Origin of the sequence: Roseofilum acuticapitatum BLCC-M154 (assembly GCF_030068475.1) — a bacterium.
GTDB lineage: Bacteria > Cyanobacteriota > Cyanobacteriia > Cyanobacteriales > Desertifilaceae > Roseofilum > Roseofilum acuticapitatum.
On the sequence record NZ_JAQOSP010000100.1, the window covers coordinates 24007 to 47754 of the forward strand.

Here is a 23748-nt window from a genome sequence, read left to right on the forward strand (position 1 = left end):
GGGCATTGCCCACCCTACCCCGCTCCCATTGATTACCCATTGGTTTTGGTCACAGCCTGCGGTACTCTAGATTGGGTAAGTCTATCTCAGAATTACTCTTAATTTCACGTCCTCTTGACAAGATGTTACATAAGTGATCGCAAACATGAAGATTTTATTTGTTGCCGCAGAAGCAGCACCATTAGCTAAAGTGGGTGGTATGGGTGATGTCGTTGGCGCACTGCCCAAAGTCTTACGAAAAAAGGGTCATGATGTGCGGGTTTTCATGCCTTATTATGGTTTTTTGCCGGATAAAATAGATATCCCTGAAGAACCGGTTTGGAAAGGAACAGCAATGTTCCAAGATTTTGAAATTTATCAGGCTTTTTTACCTAAATCAGATGTGCCGCTCTATTTGTTTGGCCATCCTTCTTTTTCGGGTCGAAATGTTTATTTCGGGGAGGATGAAGGATGGAGGTTTACGTTATTTGCAAATGCGGCGGCGGAGTTTGCTTGGAATTATTGGCGACCGAGTATTGTCCATTGCCATGATTGGCACGCGGGAATGTTGCCGGTATGGTTGCATGAAACGCCAGATATTAATACGGTGTTTACGATTCATAATTTGGCCTATCAAGGGCCTTGGCGTTGGTATTTAGACCAGATTACTTGGTGTCCTTGGTATATGGAAGGTCATAATACCATGGCGGCGGCTGTACAGTTTGCGAATAAGGTGACGACGGTTTCTCCCACCTATGCGGAACAGATTAAAACCTCAGAATATGGGGAAAATTTAGAGGGTTTGCTCTCTTATGTAAGCGGTAAAAGTCTCGGTATTTTGAATGGTATTGATACGGAGAGTTATAATCCGGAAACAGACCGATATCTGTATCAGAATTTTAATGCAGATACGTTGGAGAAACGCCCGATTAATAAGGTTTCTTTGCAGGAAGAAATTGGTTTAGAGGTGAATAAGGGCGCGTTTTTAATTGGGATGGTTACCCGGTTGGTTGAGCAGAAGGGGATCGATCTGGCGCTGCAAATTCTGGATCGGTTTATGGCGTATACGGATGCTCAGTTTGTGTTGTTGGGAACGGGCGATCGCTATTATGAAACGCAAATGTGGGAGTTGGCTTCCCGCTATCGGGGACGGGTTTCGGTGCAGTTGCTCTATAATGATGCCCTCGCTCGACGCATTTATGCCGGATGTGATGCCTTCTTGATGCCTTCTCGGTTTGAACCTTGTGGTATTAGCCAAATGTTAGCCATGCGTTATGGATGTGTTCCCATTGTGCGCCGTACTGGGGGTTTAGTGGATACGGTGAGCTTCCACGATCCGGCGAAAGAGTTGGGAACGGGGTATTGCTTCGATCGCTATGAGCCTCTGGATCTGTTTAGCTGTATGATTAAAGCTCTAGAAGGCTTCCGATATAAGGAATATTGGAAAAAATTGCAACAGCGAGGGATGCGCCAAAATTATAGTTGGGATCTTTCGGCCGATCAGTATATCAAGGTCTACGATGAAATTTTCCCGGATGCTCCCCCACCCCCTCCTCCTGCACCTAAACCAGAGGAAGAAACAGACAAAGAAACAGTAGTACAAGCGCCTAAGCCTTCTACTGGGAGTGCAACTTTATAATAGTTAATTGGAGCAATGAGACATAGTTGTAGGGGCGAACGGCCGTTCGCCCCTACAGTCGCTGGCGGGTTTGTTGTTAGTCTTCTGTCCAGTCTTCTCTACCGAGTAAATCAATGATGCGATCGCGCAGTAAATATCCGTGGCGCTCTAATTCTAATTCTACAGATTCCCATTCTCGACTGGGAATATAACGGCACAAACTGTAAATCGGTTGTAATCTCTCAACAAAACCCGTATCTACTAAGTGACGGGCTTCATCTTTAATCATGGTGATTGAGTATTGAAGAGTTGGCATCATAATCCACACCTTTTATTTTATTCGGGACAGGGTTGTAATAACACGAGTTAAGTATAAATACTCTAGTTTTTTGCTTCATTCTCCCATTGTCAGGGATATTGGGCCTTTTTTTGTGATATCTTTATTAATTTTAATGATTAAGATGCCTGGCGAGTAATTTCGTAGGTCAGGAAATCATGGGCCATATCGGTTTGGGGAAAAATTGCCCTGGCTTCGGCTAATAGGTCTTCAAGTTGCAGGGCATTGCCTGGGGCATATCGGGGGCTAAAATGGGTGAGCATCAGTTGCTTAACTTGGGCGGCTAGGGCGACTTGAGCGGCCATGGTGGAGGTAGAATGGAGGCGATCGTAGGCCAGTTGGGCATCCTGATGGGCGAAGGTGGATTCATGTACGAGTAAGTCTGCACTTTGAGCGAGGTCTACTGCTCCTTCACAGAAGATGGTATCGGTGCAATAAACAAAACTTCTACCCTTTTGAGTGGGGCCGCAGAGTTTCGCACCATGGATTTTACGCCCATCGGGTAGGGTAATCCATTCCCCTTTTTTCAGTTTGCCATAGAGGGGGCCGGGGGGAATGCCGAAGGACTGAGCGCGAGCGACATCAAAGCGTCCGGGACGGTCTTTTTCTTGCACGCGATAGCCAAAGGCTGGAACGCGATGTTTTAGGGGGTTGCAGATGACGCGATATTCGGCATCTTCATAGATGAGACCGGGTTCTACGGTATGCACCTTAACGGGGTAGGAAAAGTGGGTTTGGGAATAGCGGATGCATCCTTGTAGATATTCGTTGAGTTTGGGGGGGCCATAAATATCGATTTGTTCCATGCTTCCGGCTAACCCACAACTGGCGAGTAAACCCATGAGGCCAAAGATATGATCGCCGTGCATGTGGGTAATGAAGATGCGGCGAAGTTGGCTTACTTTGAGGTCACTGCGTTGGAATTGGTGTTGGGTTCCTTCTCCGCAGTCAAAGAGCCAGAGTTCAGATTTTTGGGGAAGACGAAGGGCGATCGCCGAAACATTCCGCGATCGGGTAGGGACACCGGAGCTAGTTCCAAGAAAAGTAATTTGCACGCTAGGGTATCAAGGGGGGACTGCGTTCTCTATTTTAATGGAAGCGGTCTCAGGGAAGAGGGATTCAAGACAGTACAGGAGAAGATCAACTGATATGTAAGAAAACTTCTTTTCCGCCATTATCGGGTTGGATGAAGCCAAAACCTCGATCATCCTTCCAGGTTGCGAGTTGCCCTTTGTGTAAAGTGGGTTTCATGGTAGTGGACTTTACTGATGTAGTTTTATTTTAGGCGATCGCGGTAGAGACAAGGCCTGTCTTGATCTGTAGGGGCGGGTTTTACCCAAATCTTGTAGACTGACAACTATTTTTGTAAACCCGCCCTTCTCCACTCTGTCTCTAGAGGTAGCATTTTCCCCAAGCGCGATGGTTACTGAGCATTATCTGCCAACCAAGACACTAAATCCTCAACTCCCGTAAAATCGAGCAGCGCTTCCCCTAAATCTTCCAAAGTTTCCACCGACAAAGACTGAATCTGTGCTTCCAATTCTGGAGAGAGCGCACCCACTCGTCGCGTCAAGAGGCGAGTGACAAAAGAGATGGCTTCTCTTTTCTGTCCTTGCTGAACTCCTCGCTGAACCCCTTCGAGCAAACCTTCTTCATGAATTTCTTGGTAAATCACGGACTCGCGCATCGTCTCTTTCCTCAATAATTGTCTAATTAACTTCTTCTCAAATCTCAAACCCGCCAACACTTGGCTACAAGCAAGAACATCTGCTTGTTCCTTACTCTCTTCGATTGTAGCAACCCGATCAGCCACTTGCTGGAGTAACTGGCGGGGTTCGCTGGTTTTCGATAAGGTAGCCAAGGGCAGTAAACCGGGAGAAGAGAGGAGAAAATTGGGATCTTGCTCCCAGAGTCGAATCACTTGGTAGGGATGTCGGGTTCCTCCGTCCTGGTACTTGGAGACTGAAACTTGCTCTGACACTATTTCTCGTAAGAAAATCACCACTTGATGCACGGAGCCACCATACTGCCGTTTGAGTCTCACGTAGTAGTCGAGCATTCTAAACGGTAGGGGAGGTTTGGAGTAGGGACGGGTTTCAAACTCGATGTGCAGAATTTGATTCCCCGCTTTTAGGAACGTCAGAGAATCTGCGCGGATGGGTTCTTGGATCAGTTCGGTTTTGAGGACTTCAATGGGGGTGGGTGGCGCTTGGGGAAGCAACCATTGGATGAAGGACTCTGGGAATTTTTCAGCTAGGTATTTGCAAGCGTTGTCGTAGGCCAAGGGAGTGAAAAAATAGCATCTTAACTTAAGTTTACAATATTTTCGCAAAATAAATCACTTTTTGCTACCTTATGCTACCTTTTGCTACTGACACTTTGAAATTAAGTTGCTAGAGTGGGAATTGTGAAAATTCCATACAAAACAATTGATAAATTATGTCTAATACTTATCAAGATTTCCTGAACACGGCCGATCGCAAAAATGATAGCTATATCACTTGTCCATCTTGTGGTTCTCCAATGGGTGTGAGAATTCAAGGCTATCAAATGATTGCTACTGATAGTTTTCGATTAGAGCTAAATAACAATATTGCCTCTCTGCGTACTTTTTTGGAAAAGCTGGAATCATTATTAGAACAGAGAAATCAACCTCTCGATCCGCTAACAAGGGGATATTATCCTTTTGAACAAGAGAAGAATTTTTATTCTGAAAATTTCAATACTTCTTCACCATCAAAAATACCAGATGATTTTAATGAAAATAATGAGATTTATGATGAGGAAGAATATAACAGTGTTGACAACTTGGAAAACAGAGTATTGGGCAATGATGGAAATTATCGTGGGGTCATAGGTAAAGAAGTTAGTGAAAAGTTTGTTAAAGAGGAATTAGATTTTTTCCAAGATATTGACAAATTTGAAAACTTTCCTCTTAAGGATGAGACTGATGAAGATTTAATGTATAAAAAGTGTATAATGCTACTGCGTGGGATTGAACCCCGATCTTTAAGTGGCCCTTTAAGTTATTTGATTCTTGATCAAAATAATGTTTTTAGTTGGCGACAAAATCTTTCCACGCCGGAAGGACAAAAAATTCTAGAAAAACTATTAAATCAAGTATGTCCTACAATTCAATGGTATTTGAATAAGTTACTTGAATTACATCGCAAGAGAAAAGAAAATGAAAAAATACCCAGAGCTGTCTTAAGAGCGCAATTTCTCCTTGCACTTATGTTAGGACACAAAAGCAAAGATCGCGATCAATTGAAGAATGAATTTAAGCTGGATCAAGTAGATATTGAAAAAAATGTCCGATATGAATTACCTCGATTAATAGAGATTTCATACAGAAATTTATTGAGATTGCTGAATTCTGAAGTTCTTTTAGGAAACTCTAAATTGAAGTTATCAGACGAGTTTAGAAAAGCCATGAAAGTTAGTAAAAATAAAGCAAGTCGAAATCCCAGTCAGCAAAACGCAGATCCACAGAAAGTTCAAAATCCACTCAATAGTCAGGATACTTATGAAAGCAGAGTTGTCTCTATGACCAAGAAGTGGGGACAAGAAATTAATAAACTTGTTCATTTCTCTTGCAAAGGATTAGTGGGTAAGAATATGAAGAGATGTGGGTGGTATCCGAAAAACACTAAAACCCACTCCATTATCTTGCTAGGTAGTCGCGGTACGGGAAAATCTTCAGTTATGTTAACAGGGTTAGTGGCATTTCGTCGCTATGCTGCTTCTTTAGGGGCAACCGTTGCATTGGATTTGCCCGAAGATAGAGAGGAGATGCTGAGACTAGAGCAAATGTATCAATCTGGTGAATTTTTTGGTAAAACACAGTTAGGGGATAAAACCAGTATAAAATTGTCAGTAAAATTTCCAGAAAATGATCCCTCCAAGAGAATTCATTTTGTCTTTACCGATGTCCCTGGTGAAGTGTTTGAAAGTAGCCTGACGGAAGAAGGATCATCATCTTGGGTTTTAAAAGTCTTGAAGAATGCAGAGACTATTGTGTTTTTCTTTGATCTTTTAATGGAATCTGCCATCAGAGATTTGCTAACGAAAACTCGCAATTTTGAAACTTGGAAATCAGCTTTGGAACAATTTGATAGAGTGAATAAAAGTCGCGAAGGTAAAGCATCGATACCTCAACTCGATCTTCTCGAACAGTTACTAATTGATTTGCAGCGTGAAAGAGAAGATGTGCAAGGAATAAACTTTATTTGTGTGATTCCAAAATCAGATATGTATGCAGATCGAGACAATCAAGAGGCAAAATTCTTCAGTGCATTTTATCAAAAACTTGAGGGATATGGATTGCTAACTCAATCTGAATACGATCGGGAAGATAATGACTCTTTTGACTCTCTATGTTCTTTAGGTGGCACAGGCTATAAACCAAGAGATACTAGAGAATCAAAGATTATCAAAACTAAGGTAGAAAATCAGGAAAAGATTGGTAGAATGATGTCTAACTTAGCTCGTGAATGCTTGCTGAATATCAAGAATGCTTTAGGAGAAGAAGCCAATCCTTCATTTAAATCTACGTTGCTGGATTTGATTCAGTTAAGGTTGATTACAAACTTAGAGAAGACTTTTAGTGAAGAAAAGGTCTATTTTTTACCAACATCTGGACAGGGAAAAGATAACTCTAAATTACTTGAAGAGAACAAAACCACAGAAAATGGGAATATTTCAACCGGAAGTATTCCTAATCAGAAACTATCTGAATATGTGTTCTTTTTACCTACTGCTTTGGCGATATTGGGAGAAAATAGTCAATCTTCCGAGGAACCCCAAAGAGTAAAGCAAGGCTAAACTTGGATGAATTTTCCTCAAGTTTTGTAACAACGAACATCGATCTTAGAGTCGATCGTTTTGAATCAAAAGCTCTAGGAATTCTTGGACAACCCGATCGCCCTCTTCGTTGCATTCGTTATAGTCGCAGCAATGGATCAGGGAGATGCCATTGGGTTTAAATGGGTTGTCTGTCTCTTCCGTTTTTGCTCTCTTCTCAAGAGACACGACTTCCAGAATGCCCCATTTGCCTTGGTGGAACACAAGGAAGTGCGCGTCTTTGTTTTCTCTCCCGTCTGATGTGGTGAGGCGTGCTTTGGCATTGGGGAAGAAGAGAACATTGGCGCGATCTAGGGCTTCAGCTATTTTGAGTTGAGCTTCGCAATCAAAATGCCAACCGTTCCAGAGATACTTGGGAGCTTCTGGATGAGAGTTGGTTTCAGGTGGATGTTCTGGCAGTAGTTCTGAGTCTAAGGCTTTAGCATGTAAGACAGCTTCACTACTGAGGTTGGCTAGATTTAAGGTTGCTCCACTGAGATTAGCACCCTTGAGGTTAACTTCGATTTCCTGGGTGCGATGCAAAGTTATGGCGTTTCGGCGCAAGTATCGCTTAAAGACTGCCTGTAAGTTACTTTTCTTCACCTTTTCGTCGAGAACTTCTGAGAGTTGTTTCCACAGTTTGGCAGCGACGGATTTGATATACACATCATCGTAATTGGAAGCTTCGGCGATTTGCGGATAAGAACATCTTCCTTGCCAACATTGCCGAAAGATGAACTGCTGGACATCGTTGAGTCCTTCTCCATCTAGAAGAGTTTCGGCGATCGCCAGTGCTTCGTCAACAGTCATCAGTTCCACTTCCTCAACATTAAGATAGTCGCTCCCCAAGCCAAGACACTAAATCCTCAACTTCCGTAAAATCGAGCAGCGCTTCCCCCAAATCTTCCAGAGTTTCCACCGACAAAGACTGAATCTGGGCTTCCATTTCTGGAGAGAGCGCACCCACTCGTCGCGTCAAGAGACGAATGACTAAAGATGCCTCCCGTTGTACACCTCGCTGAATTCCTTGTTGAATTCCTCGCTGAATTCCTTGCTGAATTCCTCGCTGAATTCCTTCGAGCAAACCTTCTTCATGAATTTCCTGATAAATTACTGACTCGCGCATCGTCTCTTTCCTCAATAGTTGTCTAATTAACTTTTTGTCAAATCTCAAACCCGCCAACACTTGGCTACAAGCAAGAACATCTGCTTGTTCCTTGCTCTCCTCGATTGTAGCAACCCGATTCGCTACTTGCTGGAGTAGCTGGCGGGGTTCGGTGGTTTTCGATAAGGTAGCCAAGGGCAGTAAACCGGGAGACGATAGGAGTAAATTGGGGTCTTGTTCCCAGAGTCGAATCACCTGATAAGGATGTCGGGTTTCTCCGTCCTGGTACTTGGAGAGCAAAACTTGCTCTGACACCATTTCTCGTAAGAAAATGACTACTTGATGAACCGAGCCACCATATTGCCGTTTGAGTCTCACATAGTAGTCGAGCATCCGGAAGGGTAGGGGAGGTTGGGAGTAGGGACGGGTTTCAAATTCGATATGGAGAATTTGGTTCCCGGCTTTTAGGAACGTCAGAGAATCGGCGCGGATGGGTTCTTGTATCAGTTCGGTTTTGAGAACTTCAACGGGGGTGGTTGGTGCTTGGGGAAGCAACCATTGGATGAAGGACTCTGGGAATTTTTCGGCTAGGTATTTGCAAGCGTTGTCGTAGGCCAAGGGAGTGAAAAATTGAATCTCAATTTAAGTTTACAATTTATTTTTATGCTAATTACCACTGATGTGAATAACGATCTCTCGGTGGTGACCCCGACTGCGATGTTCCCATAAATAAATTCCCTGCCAAGTCCCTAAGAGTAAGTGTCCTTGGTGAATGGGAATTTGTTCTGAGGTTTTGGTTAATACGCTGCGGATATGGGCTGGCATGTCGTCAGGGCCTTCGGCATCATGGATATAGCTGATCCCATCTTCAGGAACCAGTTTGGCAAAAAAATGGGCTAAATCTTGTAAAACATCGGGATCGGCATTTTCTTGAATGACTAAACTAGCAGAAGTATGCCTTAAAAATAGGGTGCATAATCCGGTTTGAATGCCGGATTCTTTGACGACTTGTTTGAGTTGAGGGGTGATGGGGGAAAAGTTTTTTCCTGTGGTTTTGATTTGTAGTTGGGTTTGATAGTGAGTCATGGGGGGATGGAGATACTTAATGGTTAAGTGTTAATTCCAAAATAGTTGATGACAGCTTGGCCAATCGCCTCACTGCCGTTTTTATCCAATACTACATCTTTTCTGGGAGGGTTTGGGGTTTGGTGTAAAAAGCTCCAATCGCCGCTAAAAAAGGCTTCTGGCTCAATGATTTGATGAGTACCATAATCTTGTAAGCCTTCGATTAAAACGGATGCTTCGGCAAATCCTTGTCGGGTTAAGGAGGCGATGGGTGTATTTAAACGTAGGGCTTCCGCAAAGGTACTATATCCGGGTTTGGAGATGATGCGATCGCAAATCGGCATAAAATCCACGGGTCGATATTCATGGCCCCTCACTTGTAGCAAATTGGGCAGATCGGGCGCTTGGCGATCGAAGGTGATAAACTGCCAATTGGGAAACTTTTTCAGGGTATCATAGGGAATTTCTTGCAGACTTAAGCCGCCAAAGGTTAATAATATCGTCCGTTCTTGGGGAGCAGAAATCGGTAACTGTTGGCGCAACTGCTCCGGAGTCCATCGGGGAATCCCCCCCGTTAAACCCACATCAATAACGTCAGAAAAAGCACTCATGGGTTCATGGAGGGGTAGGCGAAAGAGGCGATCGCAGCGACCATAAGCGGTGCTAATCCAATCGGCAATCTCCATAAATTCCCCTCCCCAAGGGCGATAAATAAAATCCCAACCAAAATTACCCATCATCCAACAAGGAATTCCGGCACTATGGGCAATGTCTACAGCCAAAGAAGGTAAATCAGCTAACACTAAGTCCACCCGATTTTGGCGAATAAAATTAACTTCTCCGGCAATAATTGACCGTTCATTTTTACGAATGTGTTGCAGTTTTTCTAGGGTAGCTTCCTTATCCATGGTGAGGCTATCCGACTGAATCACACCTATATCAAACCCCCTAGGACGGTGGATAAAGTCTACCGGAAGATAGGATTCAAGGAGCCATCGGGGAGCGGTAGTAACTAAAATGAGGAGAATTTCGGGATTTTGTTGGGCGATCGCGGCAGCAACTGAGGCCATTCTCACCGCATGACCAAAACCATGATTGGTAATAGCTAGATATACAGTAGGTCGAGACATGGAGCCATTAAAAATTAGCAATTAAACATCAAAAATGATGACTCGTTCTATTTTAAGAGTCTAAGGGCAAGTTGGGAGAATTTTGAGTTAACTTGCCCTCAATGTGAATCAGGGCAGGGGATATTCAAGTGCGATCGGATAGCAAGGGTGTTTCTTGGACAACCAAGACGGAACAGCCCGCCCGGTGAACAACATAATTACTGACACTTCCTAAGAGTACCTCAGTCACTCCGTGTCGTCCCCTACGTCCAACGATAATTAAATCCGCTCCCCAACTTTTAGCCAGATTGCAGATCCAACGTCCAGTATCCCCCATTTTCCATTCCCACTCACAAGAAACCCCCACTTCTTGGGCGCGATCGCAATAGGAAGTCAGCCATTGACGAGTCTGTTCGGTTTCCTGTGTCATCTGTTCTTGTACAGCTTGGGAAAAATTGGTTAAAGTATGCCCATAGGGGCCAACGTAAGTAAACAGACTGCTCTCTTCCAAGGCAAGACGGTGAAAGAGCATCATTTGAGCAGAAAACTGTTGAGCCAGAACTAACCCTTTCTCAAAAATGGTTTCTGCTTGAATGGAGCGATCGAGGGCGACTAAAATCTTTTGATAAACCATGTTTCAATCATCAATTAAAAACCTTCATTTAAATCATGGCACTGTTTCAGGTACAATACCAAGCGTAAGCTACAACACTTAACGGCTCACTCCTAGAAGCAGTGGAAAGGAAGCACGCAAAAAATTGAAGGAATGACTAATGGCTAACCCGCAACTCCGTCTGATGATCCTGGCCTTTCCCCTTACGAGTTATGTTCTGATAGGACGGATCTTATTCACACTGATCGATCTGAGCAGTCACCTGAATGCGAAATTATGGAATTGGGCGATCGCCGATCGCCAGCAGTATCCCTACTCCCTCAAAGATGACCGAGGGCTGATTCTAGGCTTTCCCCTCACATTTCCCTTGCTCTCTCTTTTGGCCCTCAGTTCTCTACTCTGGTGTACTGTTTTGGTATTCTTGAAGACGGCCAAGCGTGAGAGCCTATTGGAGCAGGTGCAAAAGAGAGTTGGGGATGAAGCCCTGTTGGTTATTGCCCTGCCTGCTGAGTGCGATCGCTGGTTTCAAGGACTGCTAACGGCGGTTTTTGAGGCGATCGAGGGGTGGATGGCTCCAGAAACCTCAGCCGAATTATCGGAAACTGTCTCTAGTGCTGCTCCTGTATCTGCTCCGGTGGCATCGGTTGCAGCACATGAAGCGCAAACCCCAGAACCCCAAGGAACTATTGAGTCTTCTGCTGCTCCCGTTTATCCCACTAACCCAGATGTGCCCTTACGCTCGGAAACAGGCATTGATTATACCCGACTGCGGGATTTACTGGCGGCTCATAAGTGGCAAGAGAGTAATCAAGAAACCCTAGATTTGATTTTGCGGGCGACTCGTAGAGAAAGTGATGGTTGGTTAGATGCCCTGAATTTAGAGGAATTACCTTGTACTGAATTAGACACGATTAATCAGCTTTGGGTGGCCTATAGTCAGGGGCAATTTGGCTTAAGTGTGCAATCTCGAATCTATGAACAGGTGGGGGGAGATTATAGTCAGTTTGGCGATCGCATTGGCTGGCGCAAAGAGAATCAATGGACAAATCCCACTGAGTTAAACTATACAGATAATGCGCCTCCAGGCCATTTACCTTACCTGGGATCGGCGATCGCCTATTCCCTCCTGATCCATAAACTCAAAACCTGTGGTATTCAATAAAATTCAGCCCTATGGTTATTGCAGCACCAGAACCTCAAGCAACAGTCCAACCCAAAGGCGAACAACGGGTCGTTTTTCGCGGCATCACCTGGGAGAACTATTTACACATCCTCGATCAACTCCCTCAATCGAGAGGTTCTCGTCTAATCTATGATGATGGAGTTCTAGAAATCACCATGCCCTTAGAAGACCATGAATTTGCCCGGTGTTTAATTGAGTATTTTATCCGTGGCTTAACTGAACTTATGAATCTTCCCATTAAAACCATGGGATCGACAACCATGAATTATCCCCTGCTCAGAAAAGGAGCAGAACCGGATAGCGCCTATTATTTCCAAAATCAGCCCTTGGTGAAAGGACGCAATGTCAATTTTGCCCAAGATCCACCCCCAGATTTAGTCGTTGAAGTGGATATTACCCACACGGATATTGCTAAAAATCAATTTTACGCCCGTTTAAGTGTGCCAGAGTTTTGGCGCTTTAATGGGCAAGTGTTGCGGATTTATATTCTAGACTCTGGGGTATATGTAGAAGTCGAACAAAGCCCCACCTTTCCCCAAGTGCCCAAGGAGTGGTTATATCAGTTTTTAGCCACAGCAAAAGAAGATGAAATCGGAGCAATGCGAGAGTTGAGAAAGCGCTGGCAGGAAGCCACCCATTCCTAGGGAAAACCCTAGGGGACTTTCCTATTCCCCCCTTTTTAAGGGGGGCAAGGGGGGATCTTTTCCTACTGTCCACCGATACAGCGCAAAGCGCTGTATTGTCCAGGCTCTAGAAGCCATGTTACACAGTACAGATTTTGAATTTGAAAGTCGTTCCACCATTGCACAAGCTATACAACTTTATAAACAAGGAAGAGCAGATTTTGCGGATTATTTAATTGGTGCGATCGCTCGTCAAGCAGGTTGCACAGAAACCGTCAGTTTTGATCGCAAGCTGACGAGCGAAAAGGGATTTCGTTGGATCAATTGATAACCAACTTTTCTAGACTTGATCTTACCCTCGATAGCGCACGGGAATATGAGTCTCTTGTTCAATTTCTTCGGCAAAGGCTTGCAATACTTCTAGCTCCACACATTTCAAGTGTCTCACCTCATAGGGACGGTCATCATAATGATTTCCCCGACCATCTAATTGTCGTTTGACCGGTTTCGGACGGGAGGGGGTATTGAGTTGAATTTCCACTGGAGATAAGGCTTTCATCATCTCAATATACTGATGGCGGGTTTGAGCATCCCATGGGGTCAAAATCATGGTTTGTACCCCTATTTCTCCAGAATACTGTTGGCGAAAGTCGAGCATTCCTTGCCACATTTGCTCTAAATTCAAGCCGTCCACGGGACGATTCACCCGGTTGAGAGGATTAGCCGCGATCGCATCTAGTTTAAGCGAAAGGCGATCGCAATATTTCAAATCCCCTTGCACCTGCGGATCATCCAACAGCGTACCATTGGTCAATACCAGCGTCGGTCTTTGGGTCATGTCCTTGATGCCTTGCAAAATTTCCCCTAAATTTAGGGCTAAGGTCGGTTCGCCACTCCCGCTCAGGGTTACCACATCCACATCCCAAGGAGCAAACCCCTGTAAATCCCCCAAAATCGTTTCCGTCGGCACATAAATCGCCCGCTTTTGGGTCACAATCTCAATCTCTCCCAACTGACAATAGACGCAATTAAATGAACAAACCGACGTTTGCCCAATCGGATCTATGCCCAGCGATCGCCCATAACGCCAAGAAACCACCGGCCCATACACACTCTTAAATTCCGTCGTTGTCGTTACCATGTCCATTCTCTCCATCTATGCTCAAAAAACGCGCTTCCCTCTCTATTGTGACCGAAACCCGAAAAAAGCATCAGGATTTAGCCCTCATCCCCCAACCCCTTCTCCCACAGGAGAAGGGGAGAAAGTCCCTCTCCCGTGGGAGAGGGATATAGGGAGAGAGCAACTACCGCTCCACCGCAGGAGGAGTAAACCGAATCTCAATCCGTCTGCGACTAGGATTATCGCGACCATCCGTCGGCGCAAAATTCCCCGAAACCCCATACAATTGAGCCGCAGAATAGGCCTTAAACTCTAACCCCATCGACTGCAACCGAGGATTACTCTCCAACACCTTCACCACCGCAACCGCACGCATCAACCCCAAATCCGCATTCGATCCCGGATTCAGCCGAGAAACTGACGCACTACCAGCCACCACATCCTCTAAAACTCCATCTAAATTACTCACACTACCCGTATTTTCCTGACCATCCGTATGACCAATCACCTCCACCACATAGCCCTGATAATTTTGAGCAAAACTTTCAATTTGCGTCACCAAATCCTCTGAAATATACTGTTGGAAATCTGGCGCAAGTTCAGCACTCCCAGACGGAAAACTCCTTGACTGCGACTCGCGCAAAACAATCACCGGAGGCGATTTTAACCGTTCAATTTCTCCTTGCAGTTTTTGCACCACATTCTCCCGCCGTTGCAATTGATCTTGCAGATTCGCCACCTGACCTTCTAACCCTTCTACAGCACTGGTTCTGCTATCTAACTCTAATTGCAGATTAGCCAATTGGGACTCTAATTCTTGGGAGCGGGTAACATTGGCATCAGAAACCGATTTCAGAAAAAATGATTTAATTAACGCTAACAGCAAAAACAACGTTAAGATCATGAATGCATTGGACATTAAATCCGTAAACGCTGTCCAAATTTTCAGATCTTCTTGAGTAGTTATATTGCGATATTTACGACGAGTCATGATATATAGAGATTCACACTGCTAATGGGTCAAACCAGATTTATCCTATTCCCTATTCCCTATTCCCTAATTCGATTTACTTTCTAGGGCGCGGCGCAGTCTCAGCAGCTCGGTTTGGGTTTCTTTCATTTGTTTAATATTATCTTGAATCGATTCTGAAGTCGTCACATGACTGCCTAAATTTTCCATCCCTTGCCCAATGGCACGAGCCACCTGATTGAGTGCCGTCACCACTTGCTTTAGTTCCGTTTGCAACTCATCTAAATCTTCCGCTTTAGCAATGGTGCGCCGTTGCAATTGATCCACCGCTTTCACTGCCATTTGAAAGCCCTGAGTCCCCGCTTGCAATTGGGCGATCATATTCTCAAGAGATTGTTGACTTTGCTGTTGAGTTTCAATCACTTTTAGGGAAGTCAGATGACTTTGGCTCATCTGATCCCCAAATTTAGCCAACCGCTTACTATAACTTTGTAGTTCTAATGCTGCAATTTCAATAGTTTGCACCGAAGTCGTTAAGCTATTAATCGACTGATCGAACCCGCGCTGAAGCTGTCCTAAACTAGCAGTTGCAGTAGCTAAACTTTGGGGGAAGGGACTATCTTCTAAGCGTTGGGCAACAGCTAAGAATCGATCGGCAGATTGCTTAAATTCTTCCGTACTTTGGCTAATGGTTAAAGTAGATTCAGTTAAGCGACTATAGACTTTTTCCGCTAGTTCTGCGGCGCGATGGTTTTCAGTTGCCAACTCTTGCATTTTTTCTTTGAGGGCTAATTCGACCGAGGCACTCACCATTTGCCCAAACCGGTTAAGAAAGCCTTCAAAAGAGTGATTCATGCCTTGAATTATGCGATCAAATCGGGTATTATGTTCTAAGGTTTGCAAATAAACATTGTCTAGATAGTCTTCGAGAGCATCAACAAATTTGGTTTTGGCGATCGCGGTGTTAAACAAGCCATTGACAACCGTTAAGACAGCACTAAACAAAATAGACACTAAGCTAGTAAAAAAGGCAATCCCCATGCCTTGCAAGGGTTTTTGCAAAGCTTCTAATAAAGCGTTAATGTCTGTGGCGGTGCTATTACTGATGGTTTCACTTAAGGCAGTTAGATTTAAGGTGATGCCAATAAAGGTTCCCAGAAGTCCGACGGATAATAGCAAGTTGGGCAAAATTCGCCCTAAATATTCAATTTGATCGCAGGATAAAAACAGAACTTTCTCTTGACTATAGACTTGATCGATGAGCGCTCCAGTGTTAACCTGTTCTAAGCGAGTAATCGATTCTGCATACCGTTGTTCTACATATTCAATGATTTCCGGTTTGCGGTTGAGGGGTTGCCAGTGAATCAGTCGCCGCACTTTTTGGGCAAGAACGGTAAGATGTAAATGGAGTGCCATCCTTAAGAGAATTGCCCCTAGGGAAGGGAGAATGACTAGGGCAATGGTAAAGATAATCAGGTAGGGAGGAATAAGAGCCATAGGAACAATTAACAATTATGGTTATTTCAAATAACAATAAAACATCGTGTAAGAGACAGGACAAGCGATGTACTATAATTTGATATCCTTCCAATCTCTTGCTGTAGAAAAACGACTCAAATGTTTAATATTTTTGGTTGCAATAACTACATAACGGCCGGGATACTCTTCTTGTAAGATTTGGTAGTGAGCAGAAATAATGAGATCAATATCTAGGGCTTGGCGAGGAGCTGTCGGTTGTCCTTGCAACTGAGCCTCTGACCAAATTTCTGCTGCTCTGTACAATACATTGTTAGTCACCTCAAGGAATTCTATAACATTACTTAGATCATTGAGGTTTTCTAATCCGTTTATTTGGCGATCCTGTTTCAAAGCAAGTGTTAAGGATCTTCTAATCTCATAATCACAAATATATGAAGTTACGACTCTAGACCCTCTTGCTAGTAAAGAATATAACCATTTTTGACATTTATCGTTCTCTGAAGAAATATTAGGATTACAAAGTACCCCCAAGATAGAACTATCTATAAAAACGATCATCTAATTTTCATTATTTTCAGAAAATAGCTTCTGTCCAACGGGGCGATGATTATCGATCGTTTCATAAACAAATCGCCAAAATTCTAAATCTTTTTCAGTTGTTTTCTTACGACGATTTCGATCCATCATCGCTTTAAGGATCTCCATCGCTTTTTGATTCTTGATAATTTGCTCTTCTCTATCCCATTCAGAATCTGAGCCTACATTACTGATGTGCTGTTTTTCTCGTATCATTGAGTTTAGAGCCTCCATTGTTTCTCCTTCATTCTACTTAACCAGACTAAGATTACAGCCTATTATTGTATATACTTCTGATCTATTCAGAAAATGGTGACGAAAATGGGTTTAAGGGGGTTCCGTGGTCGAGTTTAGGAGTGTTTATCGAGTTGCTGGCGTAAATAGGGGGTGTTGCTTAAGAGATCGGTTTGTTCGAGGGTTTGTTGTTCTTTGGTGGCCATCCATTTGAGTTGCACTTCTTGGTTTTCGGCTTCTCGATCGCCTAAAATCAAACAAGCGATCGCCCCACTTTTGTCCCCGCGAGCCATTTGTTTCTTCAAAGCTGCGCCACTCAGGTCGAGTTCTACAGAAAATCCGGTTTCCCGCAACCCCTGAGCGAGTTTCAAAGATTGGCGCTCTGCCAGTTCGCCCCTAGAAATGAGATAAAAATCTAGAGTAGACTGGGGAATCTGAGCCAATTTTTCCACTAAAATCATTAAGCGCTCTAATCCCATAGCCCAACCGACGGCCGGGGTTTCTTTGCCCCCCAATTCGGCGACTAAGCCATCATAGCGTCCGCCCCCACAAACGGTGGCTTGGGCCCCTAAATCATCGGATTGAATCTCAAAGGCGGTATGGGTATAGTAATCCAGTCCTCTAACTAGGCGAGGATTAATCTGATAGTCAATCCCCAAATCTGTCAGTAGGGTTTGCACCTGTTCAAAATGATTGCGGGAGAAGTCCCCTAAATACTGTAATAAACTGGGTGCATCTTGGACAATTTCTTGGGTGCGCTTGTCCTTGCTATCCAAAATCCGTAGGGGATTACGGGTTAAGCGGTCTTGAGAGTCGGCATCTAACTCTTCTTTATAGGGAGTCAGATAGTCAACCAGGGCTTGACGATAGTTTAAGCGGTCTTCCCGGTTCCCCACCGAATTTAGGTCTAGCTTCAGGGATTTGAGTCCCAGGGATTTGAGAATTTGGGTGGCAATGGCGATCGCCTCAGCATCCGCTCTCGGATCGGCAGTTCCGATCGCCTCCAACCCCAATTGATGAAACTGTCTCTGTCGTCCCGCTTGGGGCCGCTCGTACCGGAACATGGGCCCCATGTACCAGAGACGCTGAAGCCCTTTAGCGCTTAGACTATGCTCGATATAGGATCGAACCACTCCGGCCGTATTTTCCGGTCTCAGGGTAATGGAGCGATCGCCGCGATCGGTAAAAGTGTACATCTCCTTTCCGACCACATCCGTCGCTTCCCCAATTCCCCTAGCAAACAATTCCGTTTGCTCAAAAATCGGCGTGCGAATCTCCTGATAGCGGGCCTGAGATAGAATTTTGCGAGCAGTGGATTCCACCCACTGCCATCTAGCTATCTCATCCGGCAGAATATCGCGAGTTCCTCGTATACCTTGCAGTTGAGCCATTAGTTTTCGTCAATTGATTTCCAGACACCATAGCGATCGCTATAGTACGCCAAGATTTGATCGATACGGGCCAAATCTTCAGCCCCCAAAGAAGCTGGGTATTCGATCCACATCCCCCCAACCTGGCTTAAATAATAATTAAACTCCGAACTAGAGCGGGGATATAAACCCGTGTTCACACCATCAATTTGACGCAAGTGGGCTGCCACTTCGCGGTATACCGCCAGAGGCAACTTGGGCCAACTAATGGTTTGCTTCGTCTGGTTCACAGCCGAAGCCACGGCAGATGCAGATTGGGGTTTCATGGGTATAGATGACATTTATTCGTCTTCGGGTTGTGTCGGGTTAGTGGGTAGGGTGCAACAATTGACCTCATCTATGCATACTTTACCCCATTTCATTGCCCATCGAACCAACTCCACGCGATTATCGGTTTTGGTCTTTTTGAGAATATTGCTAATGTGATTGTCTACCGTGCGTTTACTGATTTCCAGCTTTTCGGCAATATCTTGGTTGGCTAATCCCATGGCCACCAATTCTACTACCTGAATTTCACGGTCTGAGAGAGACATGGACTTGATTGATTCGCTAACAGTCATAGTGATGATTGATCTCGATTAATGGAAAGCATATATCCTTTAGTATATCTACTTAACTTATAACTCAATGCTATTTTTGCAATTGTCGTCTTGATTTCCAGTTTAGCCGATCTATTTTGCCGGACTCGGCCAGCCGGGGAAAACTCTTGATGAGTCCGATCTCCAGAACTAGCTTACGATCCCCGCTAGAGTCTCAATTGTGTTGGTGATAACGACTGGGAATAGTAGTACACTGAGGGTTCTAGGCTTACGGCAAAACTTTCTATGAATACAGCTCAGGTTCTGTGCTTAGGTGAACTTTTATGCGATTGTCTGGCTGACCAAGCTGGACTTCCCTACGATCAAGTTAAGTCCTGGACTCCTTACCCAGGCGGCGCTCCTGCTAATGTAGCTTGTAGATTAGTCAAGTTGGGGACTCCATCAGCATTTATTGGCAGTGTCGGTTCGGATCAGTCGGGCGATCGCCTGGTGCAGTTTCTCCAAGAACAGCAGGTGGATATCCAAGGCATTCAACGCCATCCCAGTGCCCCCACCCGCCAGGTTTATGTGGTTCATTCCTATAGTGGCGATCGCTATTTTGCAGGCTTTGGAGATCTGCCGACCACTGACTTCGCGGATGCCTATCTCGATGGCGCATTACTCCCCATAGACCTATTTAGAGAGGCAGAATATTTGGTTTTGGGAACCCTGGAATTAGCTTATCCCCAAACCCAGGAAGCCACTCACAAAGCTTTAGAGATCGCTAATCAATATCACCTGAAACTGGTCGTCGATGTCAATTGGCGGCCCATTTTTTGGCCCGATCCCAATTTGGCCAAACCCTTAATCTATGATTTATTAGCCCAAGTCGATTTTGTAAAAGTGAGCGATGAAGAAGCCCAAGTCTTGTTTGAAACCACCGATCCATTGGCGATCCGAGACCGGTTTCCCGATTTAGAAGGGGTGGTGGTTACTGCTGGCGATCGACCCATTCAATATGCGATCGGAGAAGGAGAAGGGACTTTACCGGCTTTTTCTGTACCCGTAAAAGATACGACGGGAGCTGGGGATGGATTTGTAGCGGGTTTAGTTCATCAATTGAATCGTTACCAGATTTCTAGCCTGCAAGATCCCCAAAAGGTTAAGGAAATTGTCACTTATGCGGCAGCCGTGGGTGCATTAACGACCCTAGAACCGGGTGCTATTGCTGCTGGGCCGACGGCCGAACAGGTGGAAAGCTTTCTCCAAGAACAGGGGATTTCTCTGTCCTATTTGTCTTGATATTTGTCTTGACGTTTCTGATCAGATTTATCTGTGCGAATTCTAATCCCTGACTTGAGATATTCGGCGATCGCCTCCCCCAGTTTGTCCTCTGGGGTTTTCTTCTTCTGGGGTTTCTCGACTAAGGTCTCCTGTGTCCATAAAATGACAAGAATAGCAAAAATGGCGATCGGCAAAAACATGGGATTCTCTCCTCGTGAGTTCAAAAAATCCCATCCTCAACTAGGATGGGATTTCAGAGCATTAAATTAGGTCTCTATAGGGGTCTCGGAAAAAAGACGGCGATTTTATGCAAAAGCCCGGAAATTGTTACAAAACTTATAATGGTAATGGTAATCACTCATCTTCCCCATTGCAATTCAGCCAAGAGGCTGTATTCTGAAGGCATAGCAAGATTGGGAGTTCTAGTTATGAATCGCTTCCTGTGGATCAGCGCCATCAGTATTTCTTTATTCTCGACAGTAGGTTGTAATGCACCCCAAACATCCCAAGAGGGTGCTGTCCTTAACTCAGAAGTGGCGGTCAATCCCTCCCCTTCTCCCCAGGTTGCCCCAAAAAAAGACGAGAGCAACACCTTAGCCCAAATTCCCCAATTAACCCCTTCAACCTCGGCTGAGGAACGGTTAGCACAGCTCAAAGAAGGTCAGCGCGATCCCTTTAGTCCCTTAGAAACCCATGCCATTGTCACTCCTGGCGAGATTAAGGTTACCAAAACCCCACCCTCGACCCCTCCCCCAGAAGTAACCGTTAAACCTAATCCAGTTCCCTCAGTCCAACCCTTACCCGTTACCCCTCCACCTCCTCCAGTTCCAGCTCCCATACCCCAATTGCCGACCTTACAACCCACTCCTGTACAAGAGCTACCCCAAACTATTGAAGTGGCTCAAGTGCAGCCTATACCCGCTCCTAGCCCGGTGAAACCATCGGGAGCAGAAGCCGTAAAAGTGACTGGTGTGGCAGAACTTCCAGATGGGATGCGGGCCATTCTTAAGGCTCCAGATGAGCCAACTTCTCGCTATGTCGTGGCGGGTGAATCCCTGTCCAACGGTAGAATACGAGTGAAACGGATTGAAATTGCCTCTAGCGGTAATCCGATTGTGGTCTTAGAAGAAAATGGTAAAGAATTTATCAAGACGGTGAGCGATCGCCCTTAAAAATCCTATTTAATTTTTAATTTTCAATTGATAATGTATACTCGTTTTCTCTCTGCTGCTCTGCTCAGTCTCGCTCCTAGCCTAGCTCTTACTCTTCCCAGTGTCGCCAACCCGGTGATTGACCGCATCGCCTCAGAAATTACGGTTCGCATTGAGGGGCCCCAGGGGGGTAGCGGAGTCATTTTTACCACAGAAAACCAAGTGTATTATGTAGTCACCAATGCCCATGTGGTCGATCGAACGGGAGACTATACCATTATTACTCCAGATGGCGATCGCTATCGGGTCAGCCCTTCCCATCGGTTGCGGATGCCAGGAGAAGATATCGCCATCCTAGCCTTTCACAGTCCAAAAACCTATCGCACCGCCGACATAGGTAATCCGGAAGCAGAAGAAGTCGGAAACCCCATTTATGTAGCCGGTTGGCCCCGCTCTGGAGGCTCCGTTCCCCAACGAATTTTCGTTAATACCGAAGGGGAATTGATCCAACTGCTTCAGGGGGTCGATCAAAGCCAACTGCCCTTAAATTATACTAATATAGTGCGCGTGGGCATGAGTGGTGGCCCAGTATTAAACAAACGAGGGGAAATTATCGGTATTAATCGCTTAGTTCAGTTAGTCGAAGATACGGATCAAATCGTTGCTGCTGGCATTAAAATCGATAAAATTTTAACCTGGTGGGAAAGCACTCCAAAACCCACCCCCACCGCAGCCGATTCTAGAGCCGTGGTGAGTGAAACCCCCGCTCCAGCCACAGAAGCAGTTGTAGCCGGAGGATATCAGTTAAGTCAAACCCTACACCGGGAAGGGGGATTTTTAGGCGCAGTAGTAATAGGAGATACTATACTCATCAGTGGTCATAGTGATGGGCAAATTATCCTCTGGAATTTAGCCACCGGAGAGTCCATCAAAACCCTCACCGGTCATCAAAAAGCCATCAATACTTTAGTCATCACTCCTGACGGTAAAACCCTCATTAGTGGAAGCGAAGACCGCACCATTAAGCTCTGGAATTTGCCCTCTGGAGAACTGCAAAAAACCCTCACCGGTCATCGAGATGCTGTCTCTGCTTTAGCCCTCTCTCCTGACGGTCAAACCCTCGTTTCTGGCGGATGGGATCAACAAGTTATCATTTGGAATCTCAACACCTATGAAATACTAGAAACCCTTGCCGGTCATCAAGGTTTAATCAGTTCTTTAGCCATTTCTGCCGATGGTAAATGGTTAATTAGTGGCTCCCAAGATACCACGATTCGAGTTTGGGAATTACCCAGTTTTAAGTTAACCAAAGTTCTCAAAGGTCATCGTTTATCGGTTCTCGCTTTAGCCCTCAGTGTCGATAGTCAAACCCTAGCTAGTAGCGGTGGAGAAGGAGATATCAACATCTGGAGTTTAGCCACAGGGGAATTGCAACGAACCCTTAAAGGTCACACGGATGGCGTTTGGTCTTTAGCACTAGAAGAAGATAATCAAACCCTGATTAGTGGCAGTTGGGATAAGACAATTCGCTTTTGGAATATACAGACTGGTCAGTTACAGTCCACCGTGAAAGAACATTCAGATTATGTCGTTTTCCTGGGGTTGAGTGCTAAGGATCGCAGGCTCGTTTCCGGGGGATTAGATAATCAGATTTTAATTTGGCAGCATCAGGGCAATTAATTCAGGAAGAAAAAATAATGCCCCATTGTTAATTATTAGTTATTAATTGATATGATGTTTGATTTTTGGGTAAGAACCAGTGGAACCTGGATGAATGTGGCAACCGTATTAGTAGGAACGGGGTTAGGGTTGTTGCTGAAAAATCAATTGCCCCAGCGCATTCAAAATACCATTACTCAAGGAATGGGATTAATTACTCTGTATTTGGGGATGAGTATGGCGGGTAATTTAACTCAAGGGCAAGCGGGAACAGTTGATGGGGTGGTTTTGGCGGTGATGAGTTTAACTTTGGGTGGATTGTTGGGGGAATGGTGGCAACTGGAAGAGCGACTGAATGCTATTGGTTCTCAACTGAAGATCTGGTTTCGGGGAGGGGGACGGTTTACGGAAGGGTTTGTTACCGCGAGTTTACTTTTTTGTGTGGGGCCGTTAACCTTGATTGGTTCCCTGAATAATGGACTAACGGGTGATAATAGTTTAATTGCTCTGAAAGCAACCATGGATGGTTTGGTGTCTATTGCGCTGACTGGGAGTTATGGCATTGGTGTGGGGTTTTCTATCTTCACCATTATCATCGTTCAAGGGGGAATTTCTTTACTCGCCGGTAGCCTGACTCATATTGTACCCGACCCAGCCAACGACCCACGCATTTTTCTGGTGACTGGAGTGGGGGGAATTATTATGCTAGGCTTGGGCTTGAATTTGCTTAATATCGGTAAGCTGCGGATTGCCTCATTTTTACCTGCATTGGCGTTAGCACCGTTGATTTATGCGATCGCCCAAACCATTCAGAGAACGATCGCCTCTTGGTTTACCCCCTAATCTAGACCAT

Annotated in this window: 27 protein-coding genes; 9 read left to right on the top strand and 18 right to left on the bottom strand. The window is 45.0% G+C overall.

Annotation, left to right across the window (positions count from 1 at the left end; all coding sequences use genetic code 11):
- The first annotated feature begins 145 nt into the window (after positions 1-145).
- Positions 146-1618 (top strand): glycogen synthase GlgA, encoded by a 1473-nt coding sequence (gene glgA, locus PMG71_RS14835; RefSeq protein ID WP_283754481.1) that lies wholly within the window; start codon positions 146-148, stop codon positions 1616-1618.
- Positions 1619-1694: 76 nt separating this feature from the next.
- Here glgA and PMG71_RS14840 read toward each other — a convergent pair whose 3' ends face one another.
- The 4 genes from PMG71_RS14840 to PMG71_RS14850 form a co-directional block, all read right to left on the bottom strand.
- Positions 1695-1916 carry a DUF4327 family protein gene (locus PMG71_RS14840; protein ID WP_283754482.1) on the bottom strand — a complete coding sequence of 74 codons (222 nt, stop codon included), beginning with the start codon at positions 1914-1916 and terminating at the stop codon, positions 1695-1697.
- A 137-nt stretch (positions 1917-2053) separates the two neighbouring features.
- Positions 2054-2989 (bottom strand): ribonuclease Z, encoded by a 936-nt coding sequence (locus PMG71_RS14845; protein ID WP_283754483.1) that lies wholly within the window; start codon positions 2987-2989, stop codon positions 2054-2056.
- A gap of 85 nt (positions 2990-3074) precedes the next feature.
- Positions 3075-3185, bottom strand: a complete 111-nt coding sequence (locus PMG71_RS23955) for a cold-shock protein (protein ID WP_430541017.1) — start codon at positions 3183-3185, stop codon at positions 3075-3077.
- A gap of 172 nt (positions 3186-3357) precedes the next feature.
- Entirely contained in the window at positions 3358-4218 is an 861-nt protein-coding gene (locus PMG71_RS14850; RefSeq protein ID WP_283754484.1) for an Rpn family recombination-promoting nuclease/putative transposase, read from the bottom strand.
- A gap of 155 nt (positions 4219-4373) precedes the next feature.
- Between PMG71_RS14850 and PMG71_RS14855 the strand changes: the two genes are divergently transcribed.
- Positions 4374-6758, top strand: coding sequence for a TRAFAC clade GTPase domain-containing protein (locus PMG71_RS14855; protein WP_283754485.1), 2385 nt, complete (start codon positions 4374-4376; stop codon positions 6756-6758).
- Between the two features lie 45 nt (positions 6759-6803).
- On the opposite strand, the gene PMG71_RS14860 is transcribed toward PMG71_RS14855, so the two are convergent.
- The 5 genes from PMG71_RS14860 to PMG71_RS14880 form a co-directional block, all read right to left on the bottom strand.
- On the bottom strand, positions 6804-7586 hold the full coding sequence (locus PMG71_RS14860) for a helix-turn-helix domain-containing protein (RefSeq protein ID WP_283754486.1): 783 nt from the start codon (positions 7584-7586) through the stop codon (positions 6804-6806).
- A 19-nt stretch (positions 7587-7605) separates the two neighbouring features.
- Positions 7606-8499: an Rpn family recombination-promoting nuclease/putative transposase gene (locus tag PMG71_RS14865; protein WP_283754487.1), complete on the bottom strand. Its 894-nt coding sequence runs from the start codon at positions 8497-8499 to the stop codon at positions 7606-7608.
- A 48-nt stretch (positions 8500-8547) separates the two neighbouring features.
- A complete protein-coding gene (locus PMG71_RS14870) occupies positions 8548-8967 on the bottom strand; it encodes a secondary thiamine-phosphate synthase enzyme YjbQ (RefSeq protein ID WP_283754488.1) in 420 nt (139 codons plus the stop codon).
- Positions 8968-8990: 23 nt separating this feature from the next.
- Entirely contained in the window at positions 8991-10076 is a 1086-nt protein-coding gene (locus tag PMG71_RS14875) for a hypothetical protein (RefSeq protein WP_283754489.1), read from the bottom strand.
- Positions 10077-10200: 124 nt separating this feature from the next.
- Positions 10201-10689 (bottom strand): universal stress protein, encoded by a 489-nt coding sequence (locus PMG71_RS14880; protein ID WP_283754490.1) that lies wholly within the window; start codon positions 10687-10689, stop codon positions 10201-10203.
- A 139-nt stretch (positions 10690-10828) separates the two neighbouring features.
- On the opposite strand from PMG71_RS14880, the gene PMG71_RS14885 reads away from it, so the two are divergent.
- The 3 genes from PMG71_RS14885 to PMG71_RS14895 all read left to right on the top strand — a co-directional run bounded on the left by PMG71_RS14885 (position 10829) and on the right by PMG71_RS14895 (position 12802).
- Positions 10829-11830 (top strand): GUN4 domain-containing protein, encoded by a 1002-nt coding sequence (locus tag PMG71_RS14885; protein ID WP_283754491.1) that lies wholly within the window; start codon positions 10829-10831, stop codon positions 11828-11830.
- A gap of 11 nt (positions 11831-11841) precedes the next feature.
- On the top strand, positions 11842-12495 hold the full coding sequence (locus PMG71_RS14890; protein ID WP_283754492.1) for a Uma2 family endonuclease: 654 nt from the start codon (positions 11842-11844) through the stop codon (positions 12493-12495).
- Positions 12496-12610: 115 nt separating this feature from the next.
- Positions 12611-12802: a PIN domain-containing protein gene (locus PMG71_RS14895; RefSeq protein ID WP_283754493.1), complete on the top strand. Its 192-nt coding sequence runs from the start codon at positions 12611-12613 to the stop codon at positions 12800-12802.
- Between the two features lie 24 nt (positions 12803-12826).
- On the opposite strand, the gene PMG71_RS14900 is transcribed toward PMG71_RS14895, so the two are convergent.
- From PMG71_RS14900 to pedR, 8 genes are all read right to left on the bottom strand, one after another.
- A complete protein-coding gene (locus PMG71_RS14900) occupies positions 12827-13615 on the bottom strand; it encodes a radical SAM protein (RefSeq protein ID WP_283754494.1) in 789 nt (262 codons plus the stop codon).
- A 163-nt stretch (positions 13616-13778) separates the two neighbouring features.
- Complete coding sequence (locus tag PMG71_RS14905) at positions 13779-14585, bottom strand: hypothetical protein (protein ID WP_283754495.1); 807 nt, start codon at positions 14583-14585, stop codon at positions 13779-13781.
- 66 nt (positions 14586-14651) lie between these two features.
- Positions 14652-16061 (bottom strand): hypothetical protein, encoded by a 1410-nt coding sequence (locus PMG71_RS14910; protein ID WP_283754496.1) that lies wholly within the window; start codon positions 16059-16061, stop codon positions 14652-14654.
- A gap of 72 nt (positions 16062-16133) precedes the next feature.
- Positions 16134-16601: a PIN domain-containing protein gene (locus tag PMG71_RS23960; protein ID WP_283767472.1), complete on the bottom strand. Its 468-nt coding sequence runs from the start codon at positions 16599-16601 to the stop codon at positions 16134-16136.
- Complete coding sequence (locus PMG71_RS14920) at positions 16602-16853, bottom strand: hypothetical protein (RefSeq protein ID WP_283754498.1); 252 nt, start codon at positions 16851-16853, stop codon at positions 16602-16604.
- A 116-nt stretch (positions 16854-16969) separates the two neighbouring features.
- Positions 16970-18244, bottom strand: coding sequence for a histidine--tRNA ligase (hisS, locus tag PMG71_RS14925; protein WP_283754499.1), 1275 nt, complete (start codon positions 18242-18244; stop codon positions 16970-16972).
- Positions 18244-18564, bottom strand: a complete 321-nt coding sequence (locus PMG71_RS14930) for a hypothetical protein (protein ID WP_283754500.1) — start codon at positions 18562-18564, stop codon at positions 18244-18246. The genes hisS and PMG71_RS14930 overlap by 1 nt, the downstream gene beginning before the upstream one ends.
- Entirely contained in the window at positions 18565-18843 is a 279-nt protein-coding gene (gene pedR / locus PMG71_RS14935; protein WP_283754501.1) for a photosynthetic electron transport-dependent transcriptional regulator PedR, read from the bottom strand.
- A gap of 264 nt (positions 18844-19107) precedes the next feature.
- Between pedR and PMG71_RS14940 the strand changes: the two genes are divergently transcribed.
- The gene (locus PMG71_RS14940; protein WP_283754502.1) at positions 19108-20103 is read left to right on the top strand and encodes a carbohydrate kinase family protein; all 996 of its coding nucleotides are present in this window, start codon (positions 19108-19110) and stop codon (positions 20101-20103) included.
- On the opposite strand, the gene PMG71_RS14945 is transcribed toward PMG71_RS14940, so the two are convergent.
- Positions 20091-20285 carry a hypothetical protein gene (locus PMG71_RS14945; protein WP_283754503.1) on the bottom strand — a complete coding sequence of 65 codons (195 nt, stop codon included), beginning with the start codon at positions 20283-20285 and terminating at the stop codon, positions 20091-20093. The two genes, PMG71_RS14940 and PMG71_RS14945, sit on opposite strands and share 13 nt — an antisense overlap.
- Before the next feature lie 228 nt (positions 20286-20513).
- Between PMG71_RS14945 and PMG71_RS14950 the strand changes: the two genes are divergently transcribed.
- The 3 genes from PMG71_RS14950 to PMG71_RS14960 are packed head-to-tail and all read left to right on the top strand — an operon-like array spanning position 20514 to position 23738.
- The gene (locus tag PMG71_RS14950) at positions 20514-21257 is read left to right on the top strand and encodes a hypothetical protein (RefSeq protein WP_283754504.1); all 744 of its coding nucleotides are present in this window, start codon (positions 20514-20516) and stop codon (positions 21255-21257) included.
- Positions 21258-21290: 33 nt separating this feature from the next.
- Positions 21291-22916 (top strand): trypsin-like peptidase domain-containing protein, encoded by a 1626-nt coding sequence (locus tag PMG71_RS14955; RefSeq protein ID WP_283754505.1) that lies wholly within the window; start codon positions 21291-21293, stop codon positions 22914-22916.
- Positions 22917-22967: 51 nt separating this feature from the next.
- Positions 22968-23738 (top strand): DUF554 domain-containing protein, encoded by a 771-nt coding sequence (locus PMG71_RS14960; RefSeq protein ID WP_283754506.1) that lies wholly within the window; start codon positions 22968-22970, stop codon positions 23736-23738.
- Positions 23739-23748 lie beyond the last annotated feature (10 nt).